Origin of the sequence: Chromobacterium sp. Rain0013, assembly GCF_015291765.1 — a bacterium.
In the GTDB taxonomy this organism is placed as follows: Bacteria; Pseudomonadota; Gammaproteobacteria; order Burkholderiales; family Chromobacteriaceae; genus Chromobacterium; species Chromobacterium haemolyticum.
In genome coordinates this window covers 3284799-3311164 of record NZ_CP031514.1, presented here as the reverse complement: position 1 = coordinate 3311164, position 26366 = coordinate 3284799, and the positions used below count along the sequence as shown (strand labels likewise).

Annotated in this window: 23 protein-coding genes; 12 read left to right on the top strand and 11 right to left on the bottom strand. The window is 63.5% G+C overall.

The features are described 5' to 3' along the window. The first annotated feature begins 12 nt into the window (after positions 1 to 12). From DXT74_RS15305 to DXT74_RS15260, 10 genes are all read left to right on the top strand, one after another. On the top strand, positions 13 to 1257 hold the full coding sequence (locus tag DXT74_RS15305; RefSeq protein WP_194426391.1) for a lipoprotein-releasing ABC transporter permease subunit: 1245 nt from the start codon (positions 13 to 15) through the stop codon (positions 1255 to 1257). After that, on the top strand, positions 1250 to 1951 hold the full coding sequence (gene lolD, locus DXT74_RS15300; RefSeq protein WP_043634555.1) for a lipoprotein-releasing ABC transporter ATP-binding protein LolD: 702 nt from the start codon (positions 1250 to 1252) through the stop codon (positions 1949 to 1951). The genes DXT74_RS15305 and lolD overlap by 8 nt, the downstream gene beginning before the upstream one ends. 34 nt (positions 1952 to 1985) lie before the next feature. Next, the gene (locus DXT74_RS15295; RefSeq protein ID WP_231138194.1) at positions 1986 to 3269 is read left to right on the top strand and encodes a mechanosensitive ion channel family protein; all 1284 of its coding nucleotides are present in this window, start codon (positions 1986 to 1988) and stop codon (positions 3267 to 3269) included. 18 nt (positions 3270 to 3287) lie between these two features. Next, positions 3288 to 3911: a response regulator transcription factor gene (locus tag DXT74_RS15290; RefSeq protein ID WP_081555872.1), complete on the top strand. Its 624-nt coding sequence runs from the start codon at positions 3288 to 3290 to the stop codon at positions 3909 to 3911. Then, positions 3911 to 4375, top strand: coding sequence for a dihydroneopterin triphosphate diphosphatase (gene nudB, locus DXT74_RS15285; protein WP_194426390.1), 465 nt, complete (start codon positions 3911 to 3913; stop codon positions 4373 to 4375). Before DXT74_RS15290 ends, nudB begins: the two co-directional genes overlap by 1 nt. Then, on the top strand, positions 4372 to 5052 hold the full coding sequence (creB, locus tag DXT74_RS15280; RefSeq protein ID WP_194426389.1) for a two-component system response regulator CreB: 681 nt from the start codon (positions 4372 to 4374) through the stop codon (positions 5050 to 5052). Before nudB ends, creB begins: the two co-directional genes overlap by 4 nt. 2 nt (positions 5053 to 5054) lie before the next feature. Then, positions 5055 to 6473 (top strand): two-component system sensor histidine kinase CreC, encoded by a 1419-nt coding sequence (gene creC, locus DXT74_RS15275; RefSeq protein ID WP_194426388.1) that lies wholly within the window; start codon positions 5055 to 5057, stop codon positions 6471 to 6473. Between the two features lie 94 nt (positions 6474 to 6567). Further along, entirely contained in the window at positions 6568 to 7917 is a 1350-nt protein-coding gene (creD, locus tag DXT74_RS15270) for a cell envelope integrity protein CreD (protein ID WP_194426387.1), read from the top strand. A gap of 172 nt (positions 7918 to 8089) precedes the next feature. Beyond that, positions 8090 to 8266 (top strand): hypothetical protein, encoded by a 177-nt coding sequence (locus DXT74_RS15265; protein WP_156038862.1) that lies wholly within the window; start codon positions 8090 to 8092, stop codon positions 8264 to 8266. Positions 8267 to 8283: 17 nt separating this feature from the next. After that, a complete protein-coding gene (locus tag DXT74_RS15260; protein ID WP_194426386.1) occupies positions 8284 to 10482 on the top strand; it encodes a phosphocholine-specific phospholipase C in 2199 nt (732 codons plus the stop codon). Positions 10483 to 10544: 62 nt separating this feature from the next. Here DXT74_RS15260 and DXT74_RS15255 read toward each other — a convergent pair whose 3' ends face one another. Continuing rightward, a complete protein-coding gene (locus tag DXT74_RS15255; protein WP_019100764.1) occupies positions 10545 to 12065 on the bottom strand; it encodes an aldehyde dehydrogenase family protein in 1521 nt (506 codons plus the stop codon). Positions 12066 to 12439: 374 nt separating this feature from the next. Between DXT74_RS15255 and DXT74_RS15250 the strand changes: the two genes are divergently transcribed. Then, entirely contained in the window at positions 12440 to 14251 is a 1812-nt protein-coding gene (locus tag DXT74_RS15250; protein ID WP_194426385.1) for a sigma-54-dependent Fis family transcriptional regulator, read from the top strand. Between the two features lie 87 nt (positions 14252 to 14338). On the opposite strand, the gene DXT74_RS15245 is transcribed toward DXT74_RS15250, so the two are convergent. From DXT74_RS15245 to DXT74_RS15210, 8 genes are all read right to left on the bottom strand, one after another. After that, a complete protein-coding gene (locus DXT74_RS15245) occupies positions 14339 to 16114 on the bottom strand; it encodes a ricin-type beta-trefoil lectin domain protein (RefSeq protein WP_194426384.1) in 1776 nt (591 codons plus the stop codon). A gap of 118 nt (positions 16115 to 16232) precedes the next feature. Next, a complete protein-coding gene (gene nagA, locus DXT74_RS15240) occupies positions 16233 to 17390 on the bottom strand; it encodes an N-acetylglucosamine-6-phosphate deacetylase (protein ID WP_194426383.1) in 1158 nt (385 codons plus the stop codon). A gap of 263 nt (positions 17391 to 17653) precedes the next feature. Beyond that, positions 17654 to 18106: a PTS galactosamine/N-acetylgalactosamine transporter subunit IIA gene (gene agaF / locus DXT74_RS15235; protein WP_043634590.1), complete on the bottom strand. Its 453-nt coding sequence runs from the start codon at positions 18104 to 18106 to the stop codon at positions 17654 to 17656. A 104-nt stretch (positions 18107 to 18210) separates the two neighbouring features. Continuing rightward, positions 18211 to 19086, bottom strand: coding sequence for a PTS N-acetylgalactosamine transporter subunit IID (agaE, locus tag DXT74_RS15230; protein ID WP_194426382.1), 876 nt, complete (start codon positions 19084 to 19086; stop codon positions 18211 to 18213). Further along, positions 19076 to 19858 carry a PTS N-acetylgalactosamine transporter subunit IIC gene (agaW, locus tag DXT74_RS15225; RefSeq protein WP_231138193.1) on the bottom strand — a complete coding sequence of 261 codons (783 nt, stop codon included), beginning with the start codon at positions 19856 to 19858 and terminating at the stop codon, positions 19076 to 19078. Before agaW ends, agaE begins: the two co-directional genes overlap by 11 nt. After that, positions 19855 to 20352 carry a PTS N-acetylgalactosamine transporter subunit IIB gene (agaV, locus tag DXT74_RS15220; protein ID WP_194426381.1) on the bottom strand — a complete coding sequence of 166 codons (498 nt, stop codon included), beginning with the start codon at positions 20350 to 20352 and terminating at the stop codon, positions 19855 to 19857. The genes agaW and agaV overlap by 4 nt, the downstream gene beginning before the upstream one ends. 8 nt (positions 20353 to 20360) lie before the next feature. Continuing rightward, a complete protein-coding gene (locus tag DXT74_RS15215; RefSeq protein ID WP_194426380.1) occupies positions 20361 to 21521 on the bottom strand; it encodes an SIS domain-containing protein in 1161 nt (386 codons plus the stop codon). Continuing rightward, complete coding sequence (locus DXT74_RS15210; RefSeq protein WP_194426379.1) at positions 21518 to 22813, bottom strand: D-tagatose-bisphosphate aldolase, class II, non-catalytic subunit; 1296 nt, start codon at positions 22811 to 22813, stop codon at positions 21518 to 21520. The genes DXT74_RS15215 and DXT74_RS15210 overlap by 4 nt, the downstream gene beginning before the upstream one ends. A 271-nt stretch (positions 22814 to 23084) precedes the next feature. Here DXT74_RS15210 and DXT74_RS15205 point away from each other — a divergent pair, with 271 nt between their 5' ends. Continuing rightward, positions 23085 to 23885, top strand: coding sequence for a DeoR family transcriptional regulator (locus DXT74_RS15205; RefSeq protein WP_081555858.1), 801 nt, complete (start codon positions 23085 to 23087; stop codon positions 23883 to 23885). A gap of 48 nt (positions 23886 to 23933) precedes the next feature. Here DXT74_RS15205 and DXT74_RS15200 read toward each other — a convergent pair whose 3' ends face one another. Both DXT74_RS15200 and DXT74_RS15195 read right to left on the bottom strand, forming a co-directional pair. Further along, positions 23934 to 24542: a 3'-5' exonuclease gene (locus tag DXT74_RS15200; protein ID WP_179140771.1), complete on the bottom strand. Its 609-nt coding sequence runs from the start codon at positions 24540 to 24542 to the stop codon at positions 23934 to 23936. Further along, complete coding sequence (locus DXT74_RS15195) at positions 24542 to 26350, bottom strand: putative nucleotidyltransferase substrate binding domain-containing protein (protein ID WP_194426378.1); 1809 nt, start codon at positions 26348 to 26350, stop codon at positions 24542 to 24544. The genes DXT74_RS15200 and DXT74_RS15195 overlap by 1 nt, the downstream gene beginning before the upstream one ends. Between the last annotated feature and the right edge of the window lie 16 nt (positions 26351 to 26366).

Here is a 26366-nt window from a genome sequence, read left to right as displayed (position 1 = left end):
GGGGCTTTTTTGATGCATTGGCCTTTTGAAGCCTTTATCGGCCTGCGTTACTTGCGGGCCAAACGCCGCAACGGTTTCATTTCCTTCATTTCCCTGATTTCCATCGTTGGCATTGCGCTGGGCGTGGCCGCGCTGATCATTGTGTTGTCGGTCATGAACGGCTTCCAGAAGGAAATACGCGGCCGCATCCTGAGCGTGGCCTCGCATCTGGAAGTGAGCACTTACGACGGCCGGCTGGATCATTGGCGGCAGGTGGCCCAAGTGGGCGGCGCGCAGCCGCATGTGTTGGCCGGCGCGCCCTTCGTCAACGGCCAGGGCCTGTTTACCGCTTACGGCAATGTGCGCGGCGGCCTGGTGCGCGGCATCGAACCGGCGCTGGAAGACAAGGTGGTGGACGTGGGCCGTCACATGGTGGCCGGCAAGCTGGAAAACTTGCGTCCCGGCGAGTTTGGCATGGCGCTGGGCGCGGAGCTGGCGCGCCAGCTCAATGTGGGCCTGGGCGACAAGGTGATGCTCTTTGTGCCGCAGGGCATGATCACGCCGGCGGGCATGCTGCCGCGCTCCAAGCAGTTCACCGTGGTGGGCATTTTCAAGGTGGACATGTTTGAGTTCGACTCTACGCTGGCGATGGTGCACCTGCGCGACGCTCAGGTATTGTCGCGGATGGGGGACAGCGTCAGCGGCGTGCGCTTCAAGCTGGACGATCCCATGCTGGCGCCGACGGTGAAGCAGGCGCTGCGCGCCAAGTTGCCGCAAAACCTGGTGACGGACTGGACCGACACCAACTCCAATTATTTCCGCGCGGTGCAGATCGAGAAAAGGATGATGACCATCATCCTGACGCTGATCGTGGCGGTGGCGGCGTTCAATCTGGTGTCCACGCTGGTGATGGTGGTAACGGACAAGCAGGCGGACATCGCCATTTTGCGCACGCTGGGGGCGTCCCCGGCCAGCATCATGAAAATCTTCATGATTCAGGGCTCGGTGGCCGGTGTGCTGGGCACCTTGTCCGGGGTGGCCTCGGGCGTGCTGATCGCCTTGAACCTGGACGTGATCGTGCCGCTGATCGAACGCATTATCGGCAGCAAGATTTTGTCCAGCGAGGTGTATATGATCGACTACCTGCCTTCGGACGTGCAGTGGAATGATGTGTCCACCATCACCCTGATTTCCCTGCTGCTGGCCTTGTTCGCCACGCTGTACCCCAGCTGGCGCGCGGCGCGTACCCAACCGGCGGAGGCTTTGCGCTATGAGTAATGTGTTGTCGTGCCAGGGTTTGGGCAAGTCCTATAACGAAGGCAAGTTGCAACTGACAGTGTTGTCCGATGTCAGCCTGACGGTGGAGAAGGGCGCCAGCCTGGCCATCGTCGGGGCGTCCGGCTCAGGCAAGAGCACGCTGCTGCATTTGCTGGGGGGGCTGGATACGCCCAGTTCCGGCCGTGTGGAGGTCTTGGGGCGCGATCTGGCGACTTTGTCGGAATCCGAGCGCGGCCAGCTGCGCAACGCGTCGTTGGGCTTCGTTTATCAGTTCCACCATTTGTTGCCGGAATTCAGCGCGCTGGAAAACGTGATGATGCCGTTGCTGATTCGCCGCATGCCGCGCAAGCAGGCGGAGCGGGAGGCGAGCGAGATGCTGGGCCGCGTGGGGCTGGGGCAGCGCTTGCAGCACAAGCCGGGCGAACTGTCCGGCGGCGAGCGTCAGCGGGCCGCGATTGCTCGCGCGTTGGTGACCCGGCCTGCGTGCCTGCTGGCGGACGAGCCCACCGGCAACCTGGACGTGCACACCGCCAAGCAGGTGTTCGATTTGATGCTGGAGCTGAATCGCACACTGGGCACCAGCCTGATCATCGTGACCCATGATCTGGGGCTGGCCGCGCGTACGCAGCGCATGCTGCGGTTGAACGAAGGCAAGCTGGCGGAGACGGAGCGCGCCGCGGGCGAGCCGGCTTAACATTCGAAATCTAGACTCCAAAAGGGAGATTATTTTGCTGTTCAAGCGTGAAGAAATCGACTTCGATGCCTTGCTGGACATCCTGCAAACCTCGTCCGGCATGATGGAGGCGGCGATAGGCGTGTTGTGCGTGTTCATCGCCTTCCATCTGGCCCGTTTCGCCTTCAAGCAGTTTTTCGACCACAACCCGGAGCGCTATGAGCGCTTTTTGCCCTATGTGGGCTTCCGCCTCGTGCTGCCGGTGGCGGCGCAGGCCTTGGTGATGCTGTCTCGCTCCGCTTGGGTGCACTTGCTGCACGAGCGCGCGATGGTGCTGCATCTGCTGAGCGCGATGCTGTTCTGGCTGACCCTGATCCGGTTGTGTTGCGCGGTGGTGCGCCAGGCGCTGCCCAAGGGCCGTTTCGAACGCCATACCGAGCATTTCCTCGCCACGGTGCTGTGGCTGGGCTTTGTCAGCTGGGCCATCGGCTTCGACATGGTGGTGATCGAGTGGCTGGAGTCGATGTCGTTCTCCGTGGGTAAGAGCCGCCTGAACATGCTGACCATACTGAACGGCTTGCTGTGGGTGTCCATCATCGTTGTAGTGGCTTTGTGGGCCAGCCGCTTGATCGAATCGCGCTTGATGAACCTGAAGCATCTGGATCCCAGCCTGCGCATCGTGTTCGCCAAGCTCACCCGCACCGGGCTGCTGATCGCCGCGGTGCTGATCGCGCTGCCGGTAGTGGGCATCGATCTGACCGTGCTGTCGGTGTTCGGCGGTGCGGTGGGTATTGGTTTGGGCTTCGGCTTGCAGAAGATCGCCAGTAATTTCGTATCCGGCTTCATCATCCTGCTGGACCACTCCATCCGCATCGGCGACCGCTTGATGGTGGAAAACCGCGTGGGCTACGTCACCAAGATGACCTCGCGCTATGTGGTGCTCAAGGGGGCGGACGGCACGGAGGCCTTGATTCCCAACGACTCGCTGATGTCCAACACCGTGGTGAATCAGTCGTATTCCGACAAGAGCATGTGGACCAGCCTGCCGGTGTCGGTGGCTTACGGCACCGATCTGGACAAGGCGCTGGAGCTGCTCAAGCAGGCGGCCAATCACCCGCGGGTACAGCAGGACCCGGCGCCGCGAGGTTTCGTCACTTTATTTGCCGACAGCAGCATCAATCTTGAGCTGGGCTTTTGGGTGGCGGACCCGGAAAACGGCTTCATGGGTTTGAAATCCGATTTGAATATGGCAATTTGGCGCTTGTTCCAGCAACATGGCATTCAAATGCCGTTCCCGCAGCGGGAAATCCGCATTCTCAACGATAAGCCGCAAGAATAAGGCAGGGGAGACGCCGCCATGGCAGGCAAACGCTTGGCAATCATAGACGACGACGCCGCGGTGCGGGAGTCGCTGGTATGGCTGCTGGACGGCCAGGGTTATCTGGCCAGCGGCTTCGACAGCGCGGAGGACTTCCTGGCTTGCCCGGACGGCGGCGACTTCAACGGCATCATTCTGGACCTGAGGCTGTCCGGCATGAGCGGCATCATGTTGCTGGAAAAGCTGGCGGGCTGGCCTTACTGTCCGCCGGTGATCATGCTCACCGCCCACGGCGACGTGCCGCACGCGGTGGCGGCGCTCAAGTTGGGCGCGCTGGATTTCATGGAGAAGCCGTTTGACGACGAGCGCTTGCTGGAGCGCGCCGAGGCCGCCGTGCTGCGCGACGAGCAGAACCGTCTGCTCCACGGCCGCCGCAGCAAGGTGTCCGCGGCCTTGTCCTTGTTGACGGACCGCGAGCGCGAGGTGATGCAGCTGATCCTCACCGGCAAGCTGAACAAACAGATTGCGGAAGAGTTGACCATCAGCATGAAAACGGTGGAAGTCCACCGCGCTCGCGTGTTCGACAAAATGGGCGTCAAATCCGCGGTGGAGCTGGCCGGCTTGCTGGCCAGCCAGAGCCCGGCCAACGGAGGCAAGCGCTGATGGGCGACAAGCAACCGGTATCGGTGCTGGTGGTGATCCACACCGTAGACGGCCAGGCGCTGCTGATCGAGCGCGCCGACAAGCCCGGCTACTGGCAATCCGTGACCGGCAGCCGAGAGGGCGAGGAAGCCTTGCGCGACACCGCGCTGCGCGAACTGGCGGAGGAAACCGGCCTGGTCCTGACGCGGGACGATCCCCGGCTCAGCGACTGGGGCCTGGTCAACCGCTACGAAATCTATCCGCACTGGCGCCACCGTTATCCGGAAGGCGTCACCCACAACGACGAGCATGTGTTCGGGCTGTGCCTGGAGCGGCCGGTGGCGGTGACGCTGGCGCCGCGCGAGCATCTGGCCCAGCAATGGCTGCCGTGGGACGAGGCCGCCGACAAGGTGTTTTCTCCGTCCAACGCCGAGGCGTTGCGGATGCTGTCGCAAAAGCTGGCGCCGGTGGCGGCGCGGCCATGAAGCCCTTGATCTGGCTGGCCGAGGACGAGGCCGGCATCGCGGACACTTTGATCTACACGCTGGAAACCGACGGCTTCGCGGTTGAGTGGTTCGAGCGCGGCCTGCCCCTGCTGGAGCGGCTGGATCACGCCGCCCCGGCCTTGTGCATCCTGGACGTGGGCCTGCCGGACATCAACGGCTTCGAGTTGTGTCGCCGGCTGCGCGAGCGCGCTGATCTGCCGCTGATGTTTCTGACCGCGCGCAGCGAGGAAATGGACCGCATCATCGGCCTGGAGATCGGCGCCGACGACTACGTGGCCAAGCCGTTTTCGCCGCGTGAAGTCAGCGCCCGCGCGCGCACCATCTTGCGGCGCTACGCCAAGGGGCAGGCCCCGGTCACCGCTCCGGCGCCCGCCGGATTCGAGCTGGACGAGGCGCGAGCCTGCATCCATTTCGCCGGCCGCAAGCTGAACCTGACCCGCTACGAATATTTGCTGCTGAAAACCCTACTGGCGGAGCCGGGCCGAGTGTTTTCGCGCCAGCAATTGATGGAGCGGGTGTGGCGCGACGCCGAGGACAGTTTCGACCGCACCGTGGACACCCACGTCAAAACGCTGCGTGCCAAGCTGCGCGATATCGACCCCGACGCCCAGCCCATCCAGACCCACCGCGGCCTGGGATATAGCTTGGGCGAGTGAGTATGCGCTTCGGCCTGCGGCTGTTCCTCGGTTATTTCCTGATCGTGGCGGTGGCCGGCTGGTTCGTGCTGGCCATCTTCACCCAGGAAGTGAAGCCAGGCGTGCGTCGCGCCACCGAGGGCACGCTGGTGGACAGCGCCAATGTGCTGGCCGGCATCGCCGCCGCGGACATGGCGGACGGCGACATCGCCAACGGACGGCTGGCCCGCGCCTTTCGCGACAAAGCGCGGCCGCCCATCGCCGCCAATATTTCCGGCATCGTCAAAAACGCCATGGAGTTCCGTGTCTACGTCACCGACGCGCGCGGCATGGTGATTTTCGACTCCAGCGGACGCGATTTGGGGCGCGACTACTCGCGTTGGAATGATGTTTACCGTACGCTGCGCGGCGAATACGGCGCGCGCAGCACTCGCAGCAAGCCGGACGATGAAAACAGCAGCGTGATGCACGTGGCCGCCCCGGTGCGGCTGGACGGGCGCATCGTCGGCTCGCTGACCGTGTCCAAGCCCAATGTGACGATGGAGCCGGTGATCCGTCGCAGCGAGCGCAAGATCATGCTGGCCGGCGGCGCGCTGTTGGGCGCCGCCTTGCTGATAGGCGCGGTGATGGTGTGGTGGATCAACCGTTCCATCCGCCGGCTGGTGGGCTATGCCGAAGCGGTGGCGGCCGGCCAGCCGGCCAATGTGCCGAGGCTGGGCAGCCCGGAGCTGGACAGCCTGGGCCAGGCAGTGGAGGCGATGCGGCGCAAACTGGAAGGCAAGGCCTATGTGGAAGGCTATGTGCACACCCTGAGCCACGAGTTGAAAAGCCCGTTGGCCGCGATACGCGGCGCCGGCGAGCTGTTGCGGGAAGATCCCCCGCCGGAAACGCGTCGCCGCTTCGTCGACAACATCCTGGCGCAAAGCCTGCGCATGCAGCAGTTGATCGAAAGGCTGTTGTGGCAGGCGCGGGTGGAGTCCCGGCTGAGGCCGGACGCTCAGCCGCTGGATTGGCCGGCCTTGATCGAGGAAACCGCCGACGGCAAGGCGCTGGCCGCCGCCCGGCGCGACGCGCGCATAGAGCGTAGGCTGACCCCGGCCAGCCTGAACGGAGACCGCCTGCTGCTGACTCAGGCGCTGTCCAATCTGCTGGACAACGCGCTGGAGTTCAGCCCGCCGGGCGGCGTGATCGAACTGCACGGCGCGCTAGAAGGGGGGGGGTATCTCCTCCGAGTGCGCGATCACGGGCCAGGCGTCCCGGATTACGCGCTGGAGCGGGTGTTCGAGCGCTTTTACTCCTTGCCGCGTCCGGACAGCGGCAAAAGCACCGGCCTGGGCTTGAGCCTGGTGCGGGAGGTGGCGCAGTTGCATGGCGGCCGCGCCGAACTGCTTAATCACGCCGACGGCGGCGCCGAGGCTCGGCTATGGCTGCCGTTAGGCTGAGGCGCGCGGACTTCACACGCTTTTCACACCAGCCCATTTCCGCTTCACTCTCCAGGCTTACGCTGTCTCCCGTGATGAAACCCGGAGGCAAGCGATGAAGAAAAACCCCTTATTGACCAAAATCCTGATCCTGCTGGCGCTGTCTTTGGCGCTGCTGGTGCCGGTGAGCGCGATCAGCAACCTGATCTCCGAGCGCAAGCATTACCAGGAAGAAGCGGTGGAGAAAGTGGTGGCCAGCACCAGCGGCGAGCAAACCGTGATCGGTCCGGTGCTGGTGATCCCTTATGTGGAAACCGTGGAGGAAAAGCAAAACGGCAAGACGCAAAGCGTCAAGCGCGAGCTGGAGCGTTACGTGCTGCCGCGCCAGTTGGCGATAGACGGCAAACTGAAGGTCAGCCCGCGCTCGCTGGGCATTTATCAGGCGCTGATTTTCGGCAGCGAGGCCGGCTTCAGCGGGCACTTCGAGATTCCGTCGCAGCCCGAGCTGCTCAAGCCGTCGATTCAACTGAAAACACCCTATCTGGCGGTGGGCATCAGCGATCCGCGCGGCATTGGTAAAGTGCCGCAATTGAGCGCAGCCGGCAAAGCGCATCCATTCGCGGCCGGCGCCGGGCTGCCGCGGATGAGCGAGGGCATACACGCGCCGCTGCCGCAGTTGCTGGATTTCGCCAAGGCGCAGACGTTGCCGTTCGCTTTTCAACTCAACCTCCAAGGCACGCGCAGCATCAGTTATGTGCCGGTGGGCGAGAGCAGCACGCTGAGCCTGGCGTCCAACTGGCCGCATCCCAGCTTTATTGGCAATTTCCTGCCGGTGCAGCGCAATGTGGACGCCAAGGGCTTCAAGGCGCAATGGGAGAGCAGCTGGTTCGCCAATAATCTGAACGACCGTTTTCAGCAGGCCGCCTTCAGCGACGGGAAATCCGGTTTGAGCGCCTTGCCGTCCTTCAGTACTGGCTTGGTGCAGCCGGTGGACCAATATCAGCAGAACGAGCGCTCCGTCAAATACGCGGTGCTGTTCATCGGCCTGACCTTCTTGTCCTTCTTCCTGCTGGAAACGCTGCGCAGCCTGCGCGTGCATCCCATCCAGTACGTGCTGGTGGGCATGGCGCTGGTCATGTTCTTCCTGATTCTGTTGGCGCTGTCCGAGCACCTGGGCTTTGGGCCGGCTTATCTGCTGGCGGCGACGGCCTGCGTTGGCCAGATCGGCTTCTACGTCAGCCACATTCTGGGCGGCTGGAAGCGCGGCCTGGGTTTCGCCGGACTGCTCAGCTTGCTGTACGCGGTGCTGTACGGCCTGCTGCAGTCCGAGGACAACGCCTTGCTGCTGGGCAGCCTGCTGCTCTTCGCCGCGCTGACCGCCATCATGACGTTGACCCGGCGGCTGGATTGGTATCGCTTCTCCGCGCGGAGCGAGGAGGCGCCGCCGGCACCGCCGCAGCCTTGACGACATCATGATTTCTCGGTTTCACAAAACCGCCATCATCAGGTAACGCGTTCTCGCTATCGTTTTCCCGCCCGGCATCGCAGCCGGGCTGGGCAAGGGCCCGGATTCCGCTTTCCGGGCCCTTGGTTTTTCATCGCGGCGCGGCGCGCCGCCACACGACGACTGCACTCCGATGACGCTTACGACTCTTTCGCCAAGGTCCGCCCGTTGGGCGCGCCGGCTGCTTGCCTGTCTGCTGGCGGCCGCGCTAGCCGGCTGCCTGGGCGACAATCAGGACAACGCCGGCCAACCGGGCAACGGCAATTCCGATCAAACCAAGCCGCCGGCCAAGCTCCGCTGCGCGCCCTGAACCCGTACGAGCCCGCCATGACCGATACCCCCGTTTCCACTTCCCGCCGCCAGTTCATCAAGCGCGGCAGCGCGCTGGCCGCCAGCTCACTGACGCTGTCCTTGTTGCCGGCCTCCATTCAACGCGCGCTGGCCATTCCCGCCAATAACCGCACCGGCACGCTTCAGGATGTCGAGCACATCGTGATCCTGACTCAGGAGAATCGCGCCTTCGACCACTACTTCGGCAGCCTGGCCGGGGTGCGGGGCTTCGGCGACCGCTTCCCGCTGCCGCTGGCCGACAGCGCCTTGCTCAAGCGCAAGACCGTCTGGTATCAGACCAACCAGGGAAACAGCGCCACCCCGCCGCGCGTGGTGGCGCCGTTCCATCTCAACACCGCGCAGACTTTCGCCTATATGCGGGTGGAGGGCACGCCGCATGTGTGGTCGGACGCGCAATACGCTTGGGGCAAGGGGGCGATGAACGCTTGGCCCACCTATAAGCAGAACCACTCCATGGGGTATTTCAAGGAGGCTGACCTGCCGTTCCAGTACGCGCTGGCCAACGCCTTCACCCTGTGCGACGCCTATCACTGCGCCTTCCAGGGCGGCACCAATCCCAATCGCGTGTTCCTGTGGTGCGGCGGCAACGACCCGCTGCAACAGGGCAAGGGTCCGGTGATCGCGAACGCCTACGATTCTGTCGATTACAACCCCAAGGGCGGCTATACCTTCACCACCTACGCCGAGCGGCTGGAAGCGGCCGGGGTGAGCTGGAAGATCTATCAGGACATGGCCGATAACTTCACCGACAACCCGGTGGCCGGCTTCCGCAGCTTCCGCGCCGCTTACTTCGGCGAGGCCGGCGCCAAGCCCGCGCTCAAGAGCAAGGGCTTGTCCACCTGGACGCTGGAGGATCTGCGCCAGGACGTGTTGGCCAACCGCCTGCCGCAAGTGTGTTACATCGTCGCCACCGCCGACGGCTCGGAACATCCGGGGCCGTCCAGCCCCGCGCAGGGCGCCGATTACACCGCCCGCGTGCTGGACGCGCTGACCGCTAATCCGGAGGTGTGGAGCAAGACGGTGTTCCTGGTCAACTTCGACGAGAACGACGGCTTCTTCGACCACGTGCCGCCGCCTGCCGCGCCCAGCTATCTAAGCTGGGATCCGGATCCGGCCAAGGCGGTGCTGGCCGGCGGCTCCACCGTGGCCACCGACGGCGAATATCACCATCTGCGCAGCAGCGAAACCAGCAACGAGCGCGCGGACCTGATCCATGTGCCCTACGGGCCGGGGCCGCGGGTGCCGATGTATGTGATCTCGCCGTGGAGCCGCGGCGGCTGGGTCAATTCCCAGGTGTTCGACCATACCTCGGTGATCCGCTTCATCGAGCAGCGCTTCGGCGTCAAGGAACCCAATATCAGCGCCTGGCGACGCGCGGTATGCGGCGATCTGCTGTCCTGTTTCGACTTCGTCAACCCCAACGCGGAACTGCCCAAACTCCCGGCCACCGCCGCGCTGGCGGCGCGGGCGCGAGCCTTGCCCGGCCGCACCAAGCCCAGCGCGCCGGCGCTGCCGGAACTGCCGGTCCAGGCCAGCGGCCTGCGCCGCTCGCGCGCCTTGCCCTACGAATTGCACGCCAGCGCGCGCGTGGACGGCAACGCCGGCACGGTGGAATTGATCTTCGCCAATAGCGGCCAGGCAACGGCGGTGTTCCATGTCTACGACCGCCGTCATCTGGACGCGCCGCCGCGCCGCTACGCGGTGGAGGCCGGCAAGCAGCTGTCCGGGTTATGGAGGGTGAATTACGACGCTAATCTTTATGACCTGTGGGTGCTGGGGCCCAACGGCTTCCATCGCCATTTCACCGGCGACGCCGGCCAACTGGGCCGTGTGAGCAAGGCGCAGCCGGAAATCCAGGTCTGCTACGATCCGGCCGCCGGCGACGTTTATCTGAAGCTGCACAATAGCGGCCGCGAGAACTGCGAGTTCTGGGTGCGCGCCAACGCTTATGCCAAGACCGACGCGCAGCGCGTTGTCGTGGGGCCACAAGGCGAAGCGGTGCTGAACTGGACCTTGAAGGATAGCTACGGCTGGTACGACGTTAGCGTCAGCGCGCCGATCTTCCCCGGCTTCAGCCGCCGTTTTGCCGGACGGGTGGAAACCGGGCGCGACGGCTACAGCGACCCGGCGATGGGCGGGGCGGCAGTGGGCGATCAGTGGACGCCGCCGGCTTGAACGGATGGCGCGAACGAAAAAGGCGGGGCCGATCGGCTCCGCCTTTTTTATTGATGGAAGGACTAGAAGAAACCCAGCGGCTTGCGGTCGAAGCTCACCAGCAGGTTCTTGGTCTGCTGGTAATGGTCCAGCGCGCGTTTGTGGGTTTCTCGGCCGATGCCGGACTTCTTGTAACCGCCGAAGGCCGCGTGGGCCGGGTAGAGGTGATAGCAGTTGGTCCACACCCGGCCGGCCTTGATCGCGCGGCCAACGCGGTAGGCGCGGTTGATGTCATGGGTCCACACGCCGGCGCCCAGGCCGAACTCGGTGTCGTTGGCGATGGCGATGGCTTCGGCTTCGTCCTTGAAGGTCGTGATGCTGACCACCGGGCCGAAGATCTCTTCCTGGAATACCCGCATCTTGTTATTGCCCTTCAGCAGGGTGGGCTGGATGTAATAGCCTTGCGCCAGCCCGCCTTCCAGCGGCTCCAACTTGCCGCCGCTCAGCACCTCGGCGCCTTCCTGGCGCGCGATGTCCAGGTAGGACAGGATTTTATCGAATTGCTGTTGCGAAGCCTGGGCGCCCACCATGGTATCGGTGTCCAGCGGGTCCCCGCGCTTGATCGCCGCTACCTTCTTCATCACCTCGGCCATGAAGGCCGGGTAGATGGATTCCTGCACCAGCGCGCGCGACGGGCAGGTGCAGACTTCGCCCTGGTTGAAGAAAGCCAGCACCAGGCCCTCGGCGGCTTTCTCGATGAAGGACGGCTCCGCCTGCATGATGTCTTCGAAGAAGATATTGGGCGATTTGCCGCCCAGCTCCACGGTGGACGGAATGATGTTCTCCGCCGCGCATTGCAGAATGTGGCGGCCCACCGGGGTGGAACCGGTGAAGGCGATTTTGGCGATGCGCTTGCTGGTGGCCAGCGCCTGGCCGGCCTCCTTGCCGAAGCCGTGCACCACGTTGATCACGCCCGGCGGCAGGAGGTCGCCTATCACCTCCATCAGCACGGCAATGCCCAACGGAGTTTGTTCCGCCGGCTTCAGCACCACGCAGTTGCCGGCGGCCAGCGCCGGCGCCAGTTTCCACGCGGCCATCAAAATGGGAAAGTTCCACGGGATGATCTGGCCCACCACGCCCAAGGGTTCGTGGATGTGGTAGGCCATGGTGTTGTGGTCTATCTCCGCCGCCGTGCCTTCCTGGGCGCGGATGCAGCCGGCGAAGTAGCGGAAGTGGTCGGCCGCCAGCGGGATATCCGCGTTCAGCGTTTCTCGCACCGGTTTGCCGTTGTCCCAAGTCTCTGTGACGGCCAGCACTTCCAGATTGGCCTCGATACGGTCCGCAATTTGCAGCAATAGATAGGAACGCTGTTGCGCCGAGGTCTGGCCCCAGGCATCGGCGGCGGCGTGGGCTGCGTCCAGCGCCTTGTCGATGTCGGCGGCGTCGGAACGCGGAAACTCGGCGATGGGCTGACCGTTGACCGGCGAGGTGGTGGTGAAATGCTGACCGTTGACCGGAGGCGTGAACTCGCCGCCGATATAGTTGCCGTAGCGAGGCTTGAAGGCGATCAGCGCGCCGGGCGTGCCGGGGTGAGCGTAACGCATGGTGTTTCTCCTGTTATGAATAGGCCGGTTGCCGCGCGGCGGCGGCAGTGGCTCAGCAGAAAGCGTGCCAATGGCGGAGGTCTGGTGTGCATGTTGCAGTGCAAAACACAGTATGCCCAGCGTATGCGGCTATTCTGCCCATCACGCGTTGCGGCGCGGCATGGCTCGGCAAGCGCCAGGCGGGCCACCTGTCCCATTGGACGCGGCGCAAGCTGTTGCAAAACGCTACAGTGTCGCGCTTGATGCGACATGGGTGCCGGCGTGCCGCATGTTAAGGTGACGCGTGGGTTCATCCGCCGTCGCAACCGTCTTCGTTCCGTCTCGCGGCACTTGCGAGACCTTGCGCCGGCTTTCATGACCGGAGGGAGTTCACCATGGATCATCCCATCGCTTTGCCCGTGGAACGGGCGCGCCGCAGCTTCTTTCAGCAAGGGCTGGCGCCGGCGGGGCTCAGGGGCGAAATCGCCCAGTCTTGGCAGCGTTGCCGACAACAAGCCTTGCCGCCGCAGGCCGCGCGGCAAGAGGACGGCCTGGAGGGCGCGGCGCTGAACGCGCTGCGCGAGGCCAACTCGCTGCTGCTGCGGCTGGCTCAGCCCGAGCTGGACGGGCTGGGGGAGCAAGTCATCGACCGCCGCGGCATCGTGCTGCTCAGCGATGCCGACGGCGTGATTCTCAACGCCGCCGGCTGCCCCGGCTTTTTGCCCAAGGCGGAACAGGTGGCTTTGTTGCCCGGCATGGCCTGGGGCGAGCGGGACCGAGGCACTAACGCCATCGGCACCGCTCTGGCCTTGGGCGCGGCGGTGCAGGTGAACGGCGGGGAGCACTATCTGGCCAGCAACGGAGGGATTTCCTGCTCGGCCGCGCCCATTTTCGCGCCCAACGGCCGCCTGGCCGGCGCGCTGAACATCAGCAGCGACGCGCGCGCCCATGACGCGCACGCGCTGGGCCTGGTGAGGCTGGCCGCGCGCCAGATTGAACACCGCTGGCTGGCCCGATCGGCCTCCGAGCATTGGCTGGTGCGCTTCCATTTGAACCACGCTTTGCTGGGGTCGCCGCGCGAAGGCGTGCTGGTTTTCGCCGATGAGGTGCTGGTGGAAGCCAACAGCTGCGCGCTGGCCTGGCTGGGCCTGGTTTGGGCGGACCTGGGCCGGGTGCGCTTCGGCCAGCTGTTCGACGGCGAGCTGGAACCGGCCGACGGCTTGCGGCCGCGGCTTAGCCGGCGCGGCCAGCATTTTCATTTGCGCATCACGCCTCCGGCGCGCAAGGCCTTGGCCGAATGGCAAACGCCCAAGACCGAGGCTGCGGCGCGGCCCTCTGCCGAGTTGCAGCGCGCCGTCAAAGTGCTGAACGCCGACATCCCGATATTGCTGCTGGGCGAAACCGGTGTGGGCAAGGAGGTGTTCGCTCGCGCTTTGCACGCCGCCAGCCGGCGCGGCCGCGGCCCCTTCGTCGCCGTCAACTGCGCGGCGATCCCCGAGGCGCTGATCGAATCGGAGTTGTTTGGCTACGAGGAGGGCGCCTTCACCGGCGCGAGGCGCAAGGGCATGGTGGGCAAGCTGCGCGAAGCCAGCGGCGGCGTGTTGTTCCTGGATGAGGTGGGGGATATGCCGGCGGCGATGCAGGCGCGCTTGCTGCGCGCCTTACAGCAGCGCGAAGTCACGCCCTTGGGGGGAGGTCAAACGCATGCGGTGGACTTCGCGCTGATTTGCGCCACCCATCGCGACCTGGCGGCGATGACGGCGTCCGGCGAGTTCCGCGCCGATCTGTTCTACCGCTTGCAGGACTACCCGGTACGGCTGCCGCCCTTGCGCGAGCGAGACGACCTGCCGCGCCTGATCGACGAGATGTGGGACGAACTGGGCGCGGAACAACGCGGCGTGCGCTTGGGTGGACCGCTGCGCGCGGCTTTGCAGGCCTACAGCTGGCCGGGTAACGCGCGCCAGTTGTACAGCGCCTTGCGCACCATGCTGGCCTTGGCCGACGATGGGGTGGTGCTGGGGGAAGAGGACCTGCCGTCCGGCTGCCGGGTCGATGCCCCCCGAGCTTGCCCTACGTTGACGGTGGGTCGCGACGAGTTGATCGAGCGGGCGCTGGCGCGTTGCCAGGGCAATGTCAGCCGCGCGGCGGCGGAGCTGGGCGTGGCGCGCAGCACAGTGTACCGTCGGCGCAAGCAGGCGCCGAGATAGAACGGGCGTGGCCTGCCAAGGCAGGCCAGCCAGGTTTTTCAGCGGTTTTGTTTTTTCGCTCTTGCTTACGAGATGTTGAGCGAGTGCTTACAGCTTGGCGCCGTGAGGCGCGGACCAGATCTGATTGACTTGCGGGGCCGTCTCCGCCGCGCAGCGATACATATTGACGCGGGAGCCGGCTATGGCGACCGTGCCTCGGAAAACACCCAAACAACCTTGGCTGTTTTTCAGATTGCCGGTCATGGTGTAGGTGAAGGCTTGCTTCCGGTCGTTTGGATTGCAGGCGTCCAGCTTCGCCCATTGCGAGTGGCTTGAGTTAACCGGCCCATTATTGGCGGACAGACAAAGATTGGAATCCAAGAGCCTGATCCTGCCATTGGCCTGGCGCTGCCATTGTTGTTTGGCTGAGTTAGAGCAGTTGTCGATGATGATGCCCGCGCCGGGCTTGGCCGAGCCCTCCACCGATAAGCACTTGGCGGCCACGTCAAAGCTGGGCTGAACCGTCTGAATCTGGCCGGTGGGGGTCAGCGCGCCGCCGCCTACGATTCTGAGCATCATATTGTCGTGGGGAGCGATCCGCATCGTCACGGCCTTCACCGAGGACTGGCTTGCCCCGGTCCACAGGTGGTGCACGGTGTAAGCGCCGTTGGCCGCGGGTGCCAGGCCCAGTGTCGCGAGTTTCAGCGTATAGGTTTGCTCGCTAGCGTTCTTGTTCAAGACCAGGGCGGCCAGGCTACCGTCCTTCAAGGGTTTGACGACGACGTCGAAGCCGGCGTTGGTGGCGGGGTTGTCGCGCAGGACGCGGTAACCGCCGGCGCCTAGGGGGTCCTGGTTGACCGCGATCACGCGCTTATTGCTCAAGATGGCGAGCGAATTCTTGAGGTGCGCGGTTTGAGGGTTGACCATTTTGCGGACGTCCGCGCTGATGAACAGAGGCGCGCCCATGATGGACCACAGGCCCATTTGACTTCTTTCTTCGCTGGTGGACAGGCCGTTATCGCCTAGCATGAGTTGGTCTGCGTCGTTCCAACTGCCAGGGCCGACATAGCGCGACAAGGCGATGGTGCTGTCGTAGCTTTGATAGACGCCGATTTCATAGCCTGCCTCCTTGAAATCCCAAGGGGAAACCGGGGGCGCCGTATCATGCGTGATCTTGATGTCCGGTCCCACCCGCCACATCTGGCCAAGTTTTTTGGCCAGCGCGAGCGCGGTGTATTTGGCGGGAGATTGAGGGTATTGGCCCGCCGGCAAGGAGGGGTCGAACACAATGGGCCGGCTGACGTTTTTCAGCGCCGCCTGCATCTGCGTATCCAATGTTTCCAGGGACACGCCGCCCTCTGCGCCGCAGTTGTCCAACTTGAGAAAATCCACGCCCCAGAACGCATAGGAGTTGGCGTCGGCCTGTTGATGTCCTTGCGCGCCGGCTGGCTGTCCTTGGCAGGTTTTTGCGCCGGCGGTGTTGTATACGCCGCCCAGCAGGCCAAGATTGTGCAGGGTGTTCATATAGCCGGTCAGCTCATAATCAAAGCCAGGTTGTTGAGAGCCGGACCACTTGGTGTCGCCATGCAAGTAGCCCGCCGAGTTGCGCATCATCCAGCAGTCGTCGACCACAACGGTTTTGTAGCCGGCCGCGCTCAAGCCGGAGTCGTGCAGCGCCCGGCCCTGGTCCTCCATGAAGCGCTGGAAGGAGTAGGCCGCCGGGTTAGAGCCGTCTAGCGGTTTCTGCGGAACGCACTGAAACCTGGCCCAGTTATTGAAGCCCATGGGAGGCAGCGGCGCCAAGAGCTGCGCTGGAGCGGCCAGGCTGCACCAGGGCAGCGCCAGAATGGGCAGCAGGCTGCAACGGGAGAGTATGCTGGACATGTCGATTCCTTATATTGGCTTGCGATAGTCAAGAACCTGGGTGTTGAAACGGAAGGTCAAGCAACGACAACATGCGGCCCCGCATCCTTCTTGTTTTTCTATCCGCGCATTTCGCAGTTCACGCTGAAACCGGGGCGGATATCTTGCCTCTCACTTGGCGGCCCCGAACCCATAGCGCCTGCAGTTGCATCCGGGCGTCCAGCGCCAGCACATTGGCGCGTTTGCCTATCGTCAGGGATCCCAGTTCATGATCCATGCCCAATAGCCGGGCAGGGTGCAGGGAAGCCATTTCGATAGCGGAGGCCAAGTCCGTGCCGGCCAGCTCCACCATATTGCGCACCGCATCCAGCAGCCCCAGAGTGCTGCCGGCCAGGCTGCCGCTGGCTGTCCGCACAATGCCTCCCCGCATTTCCACCATGCTGCCGGCCAGTTCATAAGCGCCGTCCGGCATGCCGGCTGCGCGCATCGCGTCTGTGATCAGCAGCAGGCGTTCGCCGGCGCAGCAGCGGCATAATCGCAAAACGGCGGGGTGAACATGGTGGCCGTCGGCGATCAGCTCCAGCCAGGCCTTGGGGTGAGCCAAACCCGCGCCGGCCATGCCCGGCGCGCGATGGTGCAGGCCGCTCATGCCGTTGAAACAGTGCACAAGGCCGGATGCGCCGGCGTCCAGCGCGGCTTGGGTTGTGGCGTAGTCCGCGCCGGAGTGTCCCAGCATGACCCGCACGTTCAAGGCGCTCAGGTAATGGATGGCTGTGATGGCATGCGGCTTCTCCGGCGCCAGCGCCACTACCTTGAGCGAACCGGCCGCGCAATCGTTCAGGCGGGAAAGCTCCGCGATGTCCAATTCGCGAAACCAGCGCTCTTCATGCGCTCCTTTGTGGCGGGGGGTAAAGTAGGGGCCTTCCAGATAGCTGCCCAGGATTTCCGCCCCGGGCGGCGTTTCATGGAGTACGTCCGCGATCAAGGCCAGCACTTGTTCCAACGCTGGCAGCGGGGCGGTGACGGTGGTGGCCAAAAATGCGCCCACGCCTTCATCGGCCTTGGCCGCCGACAATGCGCGCAGCGAAGAGGCGCGGCAATCCATCACGTCCACGCCTCGCCCGCCATGCACATGAGTATCGATCAGGGCGGGAACCAGCCACTCGGCGTCGTACCGCTCGTGAGCGGACGGAAGGGGCTCTATCGCTGTAATGACGCCGTTTTCATGGGCAAGAAGCTGATGCTCCCGCCATCCCTGCTCGGTCAATAAGCGGCGTGCGCGGATGATGCTGCTCATGGTGAACTCCGGTTGATGCGGGCTAAAACCTGCTTGCGATCTGCTGCGCGTCGGCGAGATCGTTAGGCGAGGGCCTTGAAACCTGCCTCGTTGGCGAGGCTTTGAACAGGTTCTAGAACGTGTTTACGATCTCGCGAGCTAAGGCGAGACAAGGCGGAAGCCGTTGAGAAAGCGGAATGCACAAGCAGTACATGAGCATTTCGAAACGGTACTCACCGTGCCACGCCTCTCAACGCGCAGCAGATCGCATATAGGTTCTAAGCTCAGATGCCGGCGCCGGGCGCGCTATCCAGCCAGCGCGGCTTGCTTGGTTTCTGCAGTTCATCGGCAAGGCTGGTCAAGCCGCGACGGCCGCAGTCCAGCGCTTGCTGGCGGAAGGTTTCCAGGTTTTTGCCGTTACGTTCTCCCAGCATTTCCACCGCCAATTGCAAATTGACTCCCGTCAACACCTCCACTTTCACATGGCGGTTTTGCACCGCCAGCGTGGAGGCGATGCGGAACGGCGTGCCTCCGAGAAGGTCGGTGAAGAACACCACGCCTTGCACATGATCCAGCAAAGCGAGCGCATCGCGGCATTGCTGCTCCAACAACGCGGTAGAGGAGGTGGAGGGGAAGTCTATGGCGATGCAGTTGTGCTGTTCGCCCAGTATTTGTTCGGCGGCGCTAAGCAGGCCGCTGGCGAAGCGGCCATGACCACAGAAAATGACGTTCAACATCGGTTTGCTCCGGTTGCTGGGGCCAAGGCCCCGTGGTTGATGCTTATGCCGTGCTGAGGCGACAAGGACGGGCGTGGTGGTCGCCGATACGAGGCAAGTCATACTTACAGAAAGCCGCCAAAGGTGCCGGCCACGCCCAAGGCCAGGGTGATGACGATGAGCCGCAAAGGACTCCAGCCGCGGCGCACCAGCATATACATCGCCAGGGTGTAGGCCAGGGGCAGGCAGGCAGGCATCAGCTTGTCGATCACGTCGGCCTGCAACTTGACCACCGCGTCGCCGGCGGTAATTTTCAAGGGGGTGGAGAGGCGCACGTAAGTGGCGACCAAGGCGCCGATCACGGTTATGCCGACAACGGAGGCGGCGTGAGCGGCCTTGAGCGTGTTGGCTTTGATCAAGGGAATCGCCGCGATGCCCATCCGGTACGCGTAGTGAGCCAGGGAGAAGCGCAGGCCGAAGTGCACGGTGTTGAACAAGGCGAAGAAAAGCACGGCGCCCAGCGCGGAGCCTTGCAAGGCGAGATCGGCGCCGATGCCTCCGCAGATAGGCAGCAAGGTCAGCCAGAACATCGCATCGCCGATGCCTCCCAGCGGGGCGCCCAGCGCGATCTTGGCACTCTGGATGCTGTTGACGCTCTGTTTGGAGCGTTCCATCGCCAGGACGATGCCCATCACGAAGGTGACCAGGAAGGGGTGGGTATTGAAGAAGCCCATATGCCCCTTCATCGCGCGCGCCAAGTCCCTTGGGTGGGTATGGATTTTGCGAAGCGCTGGAATCAGGCCGTACAGCCATCCCGCGCCCTGCATGCGTTCGTAGTTGAAGGAGGCCTGCAACAGCAGGGAGCGCCAGGCGAAGCGATTAATGTCTTGCCGCGTCAATTCCGCGCCAAGGCTCTGGTCTTCGTAGCGGTCGTCATCCATGTCCGCGGCACGGGATTCCGCCTGCTGCGGCAAGGGTTGGGTCAAAGTGTTAGATGCCATCTTCCGCTGCCTCCTGAGGCGCGCGCGGCGGCGTTTGACCGCCTCCTTTGCGCATGATGTCTATCATCGCCATGGCCAGCGCGGCGGTGGCGATGGCCAATACCGGCATCTTGAGCCAGGCCGCGGCAACGAAGCCGAGGATAAAGTAGGGGATATAAACGTTTTTCATCATGATTTTGAGCAAGACGGCAAAGCCGATGGCGGGCATGATGCCGCCAGCGACGCCAAGGCCGTCGATCAGACGCTTGGGCAGCATGTCGATCATCGTTTTGCTGTGCTCGGCTCCAAAGTAGATGGGCAGAAAGGCGCAGAGAAAATAGAAAGAACCCAAGGCCAGCAAGGCCAGATGATTCACCCGTTCAATGCCTTTGTAGTCGCCGGCGGCGGCCATGCTGTCGCAGCGTGACATCACGCCGGACATCACGGAAAACAGAAAGGTGATGCCCATCTGCACCGCCACGGCGAACGGCACCGCCACGCCAACCGCCACCTCGGGTTTGACTCCGGTGGTGATGGCGAAAGTGGCGCCGACAATGGTGCCGATGATGACGTTGGGCGGCTGCGCGCCGGCCAGCGGGGCAAGCCCCATCCACACCAGTTCCAGCGTGCCGCCCACCAGAATGCCGGTGTGCGCGTCGCCCAGAATCAGGCCAACCAAGGGTCCCAGCACCACGGGCCGGTGAAAATGGGTAAGGCCGTTGAACAGGTCCAGCCCGGCGGCAAAGGCGAGCAGGCCCAAGGCCAGGCCTTGTAACAGACTGATCTCCATCATGACTCTCTTTCTTCTTGGTCTTGCAACAAGGGATAGACGTCCTGTTCCGGCTCGGTGGGCACGCCTTGGATAAAACATTCCACGCCTTTTTCGCGCAGCGCCCGGAAGTCGCGCACGTCCTGTTCGTCTACCGATACGGTTTTGTAGAGCTGACGCTTGCCGTTGGCGTAATGCATATTGCCGACATTGATGCGTTTGATCGGCACGCCGCCTTCGATCAATTGCAGAAAGTGCCCGGGAGTCTTGCAGACGATGAGGATTTTTTGCCGATCCGCGGCCAGGTGAATCTGGTCGATCACTTTTTGCAGCGGCCAAAACCGGATGGCGATGCCCTCGGCCAACACCATCTCCATCAGGTTTTGCTGGAGGGTGTCCTCAGCCACTTCGTCATTGGCCACCATGACCAGGTTGGCGCCGGCGAAACCCACCCACTGCACGCCCACCTGTCCATGCACCAGGCGTTCATCGATGCGACTCAATACGATATTCGGCATTTCGCCTCCTAAGCCTCGGAATAGGGATAAATAGTGACGCCTTGCACCACGCGGTTGACATGTCCGTCGGGAGAAGGCGAGTCCGGAGAGATGCCCAGCAGCAAGGAGGCTTCAAAAGCCATGTACTGCAAATACGGCAGATAGCAAAAAGCCAGACTCATATCGTCGCCTTCTCTTCCTGGCGGTAGATACAGCCGTTCGCCGGCATCGATGACGGGATCGCGGCGGTCGGCCAGCGCCACGACTTGTTCCGCTCGCGCGTCTCGGCGCAGCTCCTTCAGCAGGTCCAATTCGTAACGGCGCACATGCGGCTGGTTGGAAATCAGCTGTATCACCACCGTCCGCTCGTCAATGACGGATTTGGGCCCATGGCGAAAGCCTATGGCGGAATCGAACAAGGCCACGATGCGGCCCGCGCTTAACTCCAACATCTTGAGCGCCCCTTCGCGCGCGATGCCCTTGAGTTCGTTGCTGCCGAGATACACCACGCGTTTTGGCGGAGCAGCCGCCCAGCCAGCCAATTGCCGCGGCAATGCGTCTATCAGATGCCGCCCGCGCTGGAGCATGTCCAGGCATTCCGCGGGGTTGAAGCGTCGCGGCAGCAGAATGGCCAGGCAAGCAAGCAACATGCAGCTAAGGCTGCTGGTCATGGCGAAGCCGCGATCATTGCTGTCCGGTGGCATCAGCACGCTTAGCGCGCGGGGGTTCTCCAGGCTGCCGCGATAGAGTTCGCCATGCTCGCTGCAGGTCAGCACCAAGTGGCGACAGGAGGGTTGCAAGCTGTCTGCCAGCTTTATGGCCGCCAGGCTTTCCGGACTGTTTCCGGAGCGGGCGAAAGAGACCAGCAGAGTGGGGCGCTTGGCGTTGAAGTAGCTGGCGGGGGAGGTGACGATATCGGTGGTGGCGATGGACTCCACCTGCCTGCCAAGATGGCGGCTGAGATAGGGCGCGAGCGTTTCGCCGACGAAGGCGGAACTGCCTGCCCCAGTCAAAATGATGCGCAAATTGGGGTGGGCGAGCAGCGGCGCAAGAAAGACGCTGATGGATGGTCGTTCGGTTTCGACGATGTCCAGTGTATCGGCCCAGGCGAGCGGCTGCTGGTCGATCTCCTGGGCGGTGGCCAGCCCTCCCGCCTTCACCAGGCCTTCACGGCTATGTCCCAGAATCATGGCTGTTTCTCCGTCTCCGCCCGACAGGCGGCCGCGTAGGGGCGCAGCACCTCTTGGATGCAATCAATGACCAGCGCCTTGGGCTTGGCCTCCAGCGTGCCGGCGCGCACGCGCTGATACTGGGCGGGCAGATACTGGCTGAGCAAGGTTTCGGGCAGGGTTACGGCGGACAGGTTGTTGAGCAGTGTCTGGCAACTGGCCTCGACCGCCGGGATGGGCCAGTAATAACGAATGCGGTCCGAATAGCTGAAACTGCGGGCCAGCCGGCATTCTGTCTGGCTGCCGTGATAATGACTTTGCCAGAAGGCGGGGCGCTCCAGCATCGATTGCTCCAGAACCTTGCGTAAATGGGAGCGCTCTTTTTCCGGCAGCAATTCGTTTTCGATGCCGGCAAGCGCGTACAAAGCCTCGCGCAACGCGAAAGTAAGAGCCGGGCCGACCTTGAGGATGGCGAAATGATCGCGGACCAGCTGACGGTAGGCCGCGGGAGTTTGGTAATCGGTGGAGTGGGCTTCGTAAACCAGGCCCGGATGTTCCTCTATCATGCGGCTGAGCGCGGCGGCGGCGGCGGGCTGGTAATTGGCCACGCTGATGTGGTTGAACTCTACGCCGGGCTGCACCACCAGCGCGATCACGCGCGGCCAGGCATCGCTCAGGCCCGCGGCGGCAAAGGCCTCGCGGTGCGCAAGAAGCGTGCGCTCGGCGGCTTCCGGCCGCGTGACTGCAAGCTCATCCAGATGTTCCTGCGCGCCGCCGGGTGTGGGCACCTCGGTACCTACCACGTATAGAATCTCGCTGCGGCCATACAAATGCCGGCCAACTTCCTCCGCCACACAGGCGAGGTCCGCCGCGCGCGCGGCGACGAGCGTGTCGTCCAGCGGGAGTTCATCATCGGCGCAGGCCATGCTGCAATCGAGATGCAGTTTTTGGAAGCCGGCGGCCACATAGGCGGCGATCAAATCGCGGGCATGTTCCATCGCCTCAGCGGCGGGCAGGCTTTGCCAGCGATTGGGGCCGAGGTGGTCGCCTCCCAAAATCAGCTTGTTGACCGGGAAGCCGCAGCGTTGCGCTAGTTGGATCAGGTGTTCGCTAAAACCGCTGGGTCTCATGCCGGTGTAGCCGCCGAACTGATCCACCTGATTGGACGTCGCCTCTACCAGCAGGGGAGTCTGATTTTCGCGTGCCTGTATCAGTGCGGCTTCCAGCACAAGGGGGTGGGCGGAACACACGGAAAAGATGCCTACGTGCTCGCCTTGCCTGTGGCGCCGCACTAGCTGTAGCAGGGGGTTCATTTGTTGTCTCGCTAGTTAATGGGAACGATTTTTGATTTCGTTTTGTTTCTTCTTATGGTATTTTTCATGCTTTTTAAGCTAAACGAAATGCATTGGTGATTTCAATAGCCAAAACAAGAAAGGAAAAGAAAGATTTTGGTTTGTTGCTTTTTTGCCGAAGTGGGCGGGCGCGGCAGGCTGTGGAATAATGGCGGCAGGGCAGCCGGAAGGCGCTGATTTTGAGTCGCGTCAAAAGAAAAGAAACCGAAACTGCGTACTGCGGGAGCGCAAGATGATAGAAAGCAAAAACAGTGTCAGCACCAGCGAGCGCCGCGAGCGCATCGTTCAACAATTGAACAAGCACGGCAGCGTGCAGGTTTCCGAACTGGCCGCGCAGTTTCAGGTGTCGTCGGTCACCATTCGCAATGACTTGGCGTTTTTGGAAAAGCAAGGCGTAGCCACCCGCTCTTATGGCGGTGCGCTGGTGTTTGATTCGATGCCCGCGCCCAAGGAGCGCGCCATTTCAGACAAGAGCCTGCTCAATGCCGGCGTCAAGCAGCGAATCGGACAACTGGCCGCCAGCCTGGTTGCGCCGGGCACGCGCGTCATTCTGGATTCCGGCAGCACGACCCAGCAAATCGCCAGTTGCCTGCGCTCGCATCAGGATTTGATCGTCATGACCAATGGGCTGAATATCGCGAATGTCTTGGCGGATGCGCCAGGCGTGGAGCTATTCACGACGGGAGGCCAGCTGCGCCGCACGTCGCTGTCTTTCTACGGCACCCAGGCCGAGCAGTCCCTGCGGGACTATCATTTCGATCTCTTGTTTCTCGGCGTGGACGGGCTGGATTTGGAGCATGGAGTCAGTACGCATTATGAGGCGGAGGCCAGGCTTAACCGCTGCATGTGCGAGGTGGCCGACCGCGTTGTGGTGGTGACCGATTCCAGCAAGTTTCGCCGCACCAGCTTGCACAAGATTCTCGACACTCGCCGGATCGATACTTTGATTACCGATACCGGCATTCCTTCGGACTACCTGGCCGGCCTGCAGCAGGCGGGCGTGAAGGTGATGCAGGTGGAGGCGGGCGTGTAGACGGGAAGGTCCGCCAGGTTCGCGGCATGGTGGCGTTGAAACGCCTCCTCAGCCATAGCCGCGTTGTTTCAGCGCCAGGTAGAGCATGGCCGCGTTGATGGCGTCGTTGAGCGCGTCGTGGCGCGGCGGCGCGGGCATGTCCAGATCTTGGCAGATGCTGGCCAGCCTAAGGTCGATGTGGGCGTCCGGGTTCTGTCTCAGCTTGTAGTCGTAATAGCGTCCGGAAATCTCGATGCGCCGCTGCGGCAGAGGCACGCCCAGCCAGGGGCGGACGTAGCGGTTGAGCACCGCCAGGTCGTATTCCAGGTAATAGCCCAGCAGCGGCCGGCCTCCGATGAAATCCAGCAGCCGCCGCACGGCGTCCTGGGCCGGCAGGCCCTGGCTGACATCGATAGGCCGCAGACCGTGGATGCGCACATTGTCCGCCTGGGGCGCTTGTTCCGGGCGCACCAGCAGGTAGAGCGCCTCGCTGGCGAGGATGCGGTTGCCGCGCAACTTGACCGCGCCGATGGATAGCAGTTCGGCGTCCGCCGGATTCAGGCTGGTGGTTTCGCAGTCCAGGCTGACCAGTTCGTCCGGATGCTCCCGATACATCTCGGCGTAAGCCGGGTCGCGCAGCCGGCGTCGCTGCCATTGACGCAGCAGGGCGGTGAGCATCAGAAGCTGCCCAGCCGGTAATGGTGGCGTAACTGCGCCTTGAACCGCTTGACCACGCCCAGCGTGTCCTTGAGCAGGTCCCGTTCCAGCGAGGACAGCTTTTCCGGCTCCAGTAGATTGTCGGCCGGTTTGCCGGCGGCAAGCCGCTCCAGCCCCTGATCCAGCCGCAGTTGCATCAGATAGGACAGCGCCTCGCCCACGTCCTCGGCCAAACCCGGCTCCAGCCGGCCCTGCGCCACCAGTTCCTGCAGCCTTTGCTGCGAGTTGTTTTCGCTCACGCCATATTCCAGCGCCAGCGCGCGGATACCGTGCACCAGAGGAAAAATGCCGCCTTTTTTCAGGTCCAGCGCGGCGCGGCCGTCACGGTCGCGAGTTTGCAGATGGGAAAACAGGCCCAGCGGAGTGTCGAACTGTTCAATGGCGCGGGCGAAACGGGAGAAGAGGCCGGCGTCGTCGCGCAGGGTGGCGCGCAGATAGTTTTGGGCGTCCTCCAGCAGGGCAGGATCGCCGCAGACGGCTTCCGCGTCCACGAAGATGGCCAGCCGCATCAAGGCGTCTCCGTCCGGGCGGTGCACCCAGCGGTGGAGGCGATCGCGCAACTCGGCGCCGCTGAAACGCCAATCAGGGTGGCTGAGCATGATGTTTCCGGGACAGGGCGGGTAGCCGAAACGGGCCAGCGCGGCGGAAAAGGCCTGACAGCTGGCTTCCAGTTGCGGCCATGGCGCGCCGTCGCGCAGCAGCAGCGCGTTGTCCTGGTCTGTTTTGAGGATCTGCTCGCCGCGCCCTTCCGAGCCCAGCACCAGCAAGCAGCTGTTGGCCACCAGCTCCGGCGGCGCAATCAGCCGCCAGGCGCGGGCGAACAGCCGGGCGTTGAGGCTTTGCACCAGCCTGCCCAGTTGCAGCGCCTTGACGCCGTGGCCGGACAGGATGCGCACCAGCCGTGGAATCTGCTCCGCCACTTCCGCCAGTTCGTCCAGCGTGGCCGCGCGTTCCAGCCGCTGCGCGATCAGGTGGGAGTGGTTGGAAAAGTAGGAGAGCACGTCCACCTGGGCCAGCATGCTTACCGGCTCGCCGTGTTCGGTTACCACCAGGCGGCGTAGATTGCGGCGCGTCATCAGCAGCAGGGCGTTGAACAGGAAGTCGTCGATGTCTATGGTCAGCAGCTCGTACTGGCAGTATTCCGCCGCCGGCGCGTCCGAGGGCACGCCGTTCAGCACGATGTCGCGAAAGTCCGTGGTGGTGAGGATGCCCAGCCGCCCGTCGCCGCGCAGCAGCAGCACGGACTTGGACTTGTGCGCTTTCATCGCCGCCGCCGCGTCGCGCAGGCTGGCGCCGCCATCCACGAACACCGGCTGGCGGCCGCCGACGTCGCGAACGGTGGCCGCCAGCAAGGTTTGCAGTTCGCGCTGGCCCGCCCGCTGCGCCAGCCGGCCCAGCTTTTCCGACACACTGGCGTAAAAGTAGGCGCCGAAGCGCGGGTTGCTCTCGGTCAGCGACAGCACTTCCGCGCGCGGCAGGCTGTAGAGCAGCGCCTCTTCCTGCGCGATGAAACTGTGGGAGGTCTGGCCAGCGGCGGTGGCGCGGGCATCGAAACCGTCCTGGGCGCGGTACAGCGCGACGATTTCGTCGCCGGCCATTTCCCTCACCACGCCCTTGATCACCACGTACAGAGCCGTCACCGGCGCATCCGGCGTTAGCACGGTTTGTTCGCTGGCGTAGAACAGGATGTCGGCGCAAGCCTCCAGGCGTAGGCGTTCGTCCGGACTCAGGGCGTCGAATGGGGCGTAGCTGAAGTCGAATCGCTGCATGGCGGCCTCGTAGAAC

Excerpts from the sequence above, each read along its gene's own strand:
- nagA (WP_194426383.1), bottom strand. The coding sequence starts at position 17,390 with ATGAGCAGCATCATCCGCGCACGCCGCTTATTGACCGAGCAGGGATGG.
- lolD (WP_043634555.1), top strand. The coding sequence starts at position 1,250 with ATGAGTAATGTGTTGTCGTGCCAGGGTTTGGGCAAGTCCTATAACGAA.
- nudB (WP_194426390.1), top strand. The coding sequence starts at position 3,911 with ATGGGCGACAAGCAACCGGTATCGGTGCTGGTGGTGATCCACACCGTA.
- agaV (WP_194426381.1), bottom strand. The coding sequence starts at position 20,352 with ATGCCGAATATCGTATTGAGTCGCATCGATGAACGCCTGGTGCATGGA.
- creB (WP_194426389.1), top strand. The coding sequence starts at position 4,372 with ATGAAGCCCTTGATCTGGCTGGCCGAGGACGAGGCCGGCATCGCGGAC.
- DXT74_RS15200 (WP_179140771.1), bottom strand. The coding sequence starts at position 24,542 with ATGCTCACCGCCCTGCTGCGTCAATGGCAGCGACGCCGGCTGCGCGAC.
- DXT74_RS15245 (WP_194426384.1), bottom strand. The coding sequence starts at position 16,114 with ATGTCCAGCATACTCTCCCGTTGCAGCCTGCTGCCCATTCTGGCGCTG.
- DXT74_RS15210 (WP_194426379.1), bottom strand. The coding sequence starts at position 22,813 with ATGAACCCCCTGCTACAGCTAGTGCGGCGCCACAGGCAAGGCGAGCAC.
- DXT74_RS15305 (WP_194426391.1), top strand. The coding sequence starts at position 13 with ATGCATTGGCCTTTTGAAGCCTTTATCGGCCTGCGTTACTTGCGGGCC.
- DXT74_RS15265 (WP_156038862.1), top strand. The coding sequence starts at position 8,090 with ATGACGCTTACGACTCTTTCGCCAAGGTCCGCCCGTTGGGCGCGCCGG.
- agaW (WP_231138193.1), bottom strand. The coding sequence starts at position 19,858 with ATGATGGAGATCAGTCTGTTACAAGGCCTGGCCTTGGGCCTGCTCGCC.
- DXT74_RS15205 (WP_081555858.1), top strand. The coding sequence starts at position 23,085 with ATGATAGAAAGCAAAAACAGTGTCAGCACCAGCGAGCGCCGCGAGCGC.
- DXT74_RS15260 (WP_194426386.1), top strand. The coding sequence starts at position 8,284 with ATGACCGATACCCCCGTTTCCACTTCCCGCCGCCAGTTCATCAAGCGC.
- DXT74_RS15255 (WP_019100764.1), bottom strand. The coding sequence starts at position 12,065 with ATGCGTTACGCTCACCCCGGCACGCCCGGCGCGCTGATCGCCTTCAAG.
- agaF (WP_043634590.1), bottom strand. The coding sequence starts at position 18,106 with ATGTTGAACGTCATTTTCTGTGGTCATGGCCGCTTCGCCAGCGGCCTG.
- DXT74_RS15195 (WP_194426378.1), bottom strand. The coding sequence starts at position 26,350 with ATGCAGCGATTCGACTTCAGCTACGCCCCATTCGACGCCCTGAGTCCG.
- agaE (WP_194426382.1), bottom strand. The coding sequence starts at position 19,086 with ATGGCATCTAACACTTTGACCCAACCCTTGCCGCAGCAGGCGGAATCC.
- DXT74_RS15290 (WP_081555872.1), top strand. The coding sequence starts at position 3,288 with ATGGCAGGCAAACGCTTGGCAATCATAGACGACGACGCCGCGGTGCGG.
- creC (WP_194426388.1), top strand. The coding sequence starts at position 5,055 with ATGCGCTTCGGCCTGCGGCTGTTCCTCGGTTATTTCCTGATCGTGGCG.
- DXT74_RS15215 (WP_194426380.1), bottom strand. The coding sequence starts at position 21,521 with ATGATTCTGGGACATAGCCGTGAAGGCCTGGTGAAGGCGGGAGGGCTG.
- DXT74_RS15250 (WP_194426385.1), top strand. The coding sequence starts at position 12,440 with ATGGATCATCCCATCGCTTTGCCCGTGGAACGGGCGCGCCGCAGCTTC.
- creD (WP_194426387.1), top strand. The coding sequence starts at position 6,568 with ATGAAGAAAAACCCCTTATTGACCAAAATCCTGATCCTGCTGGCGCTG.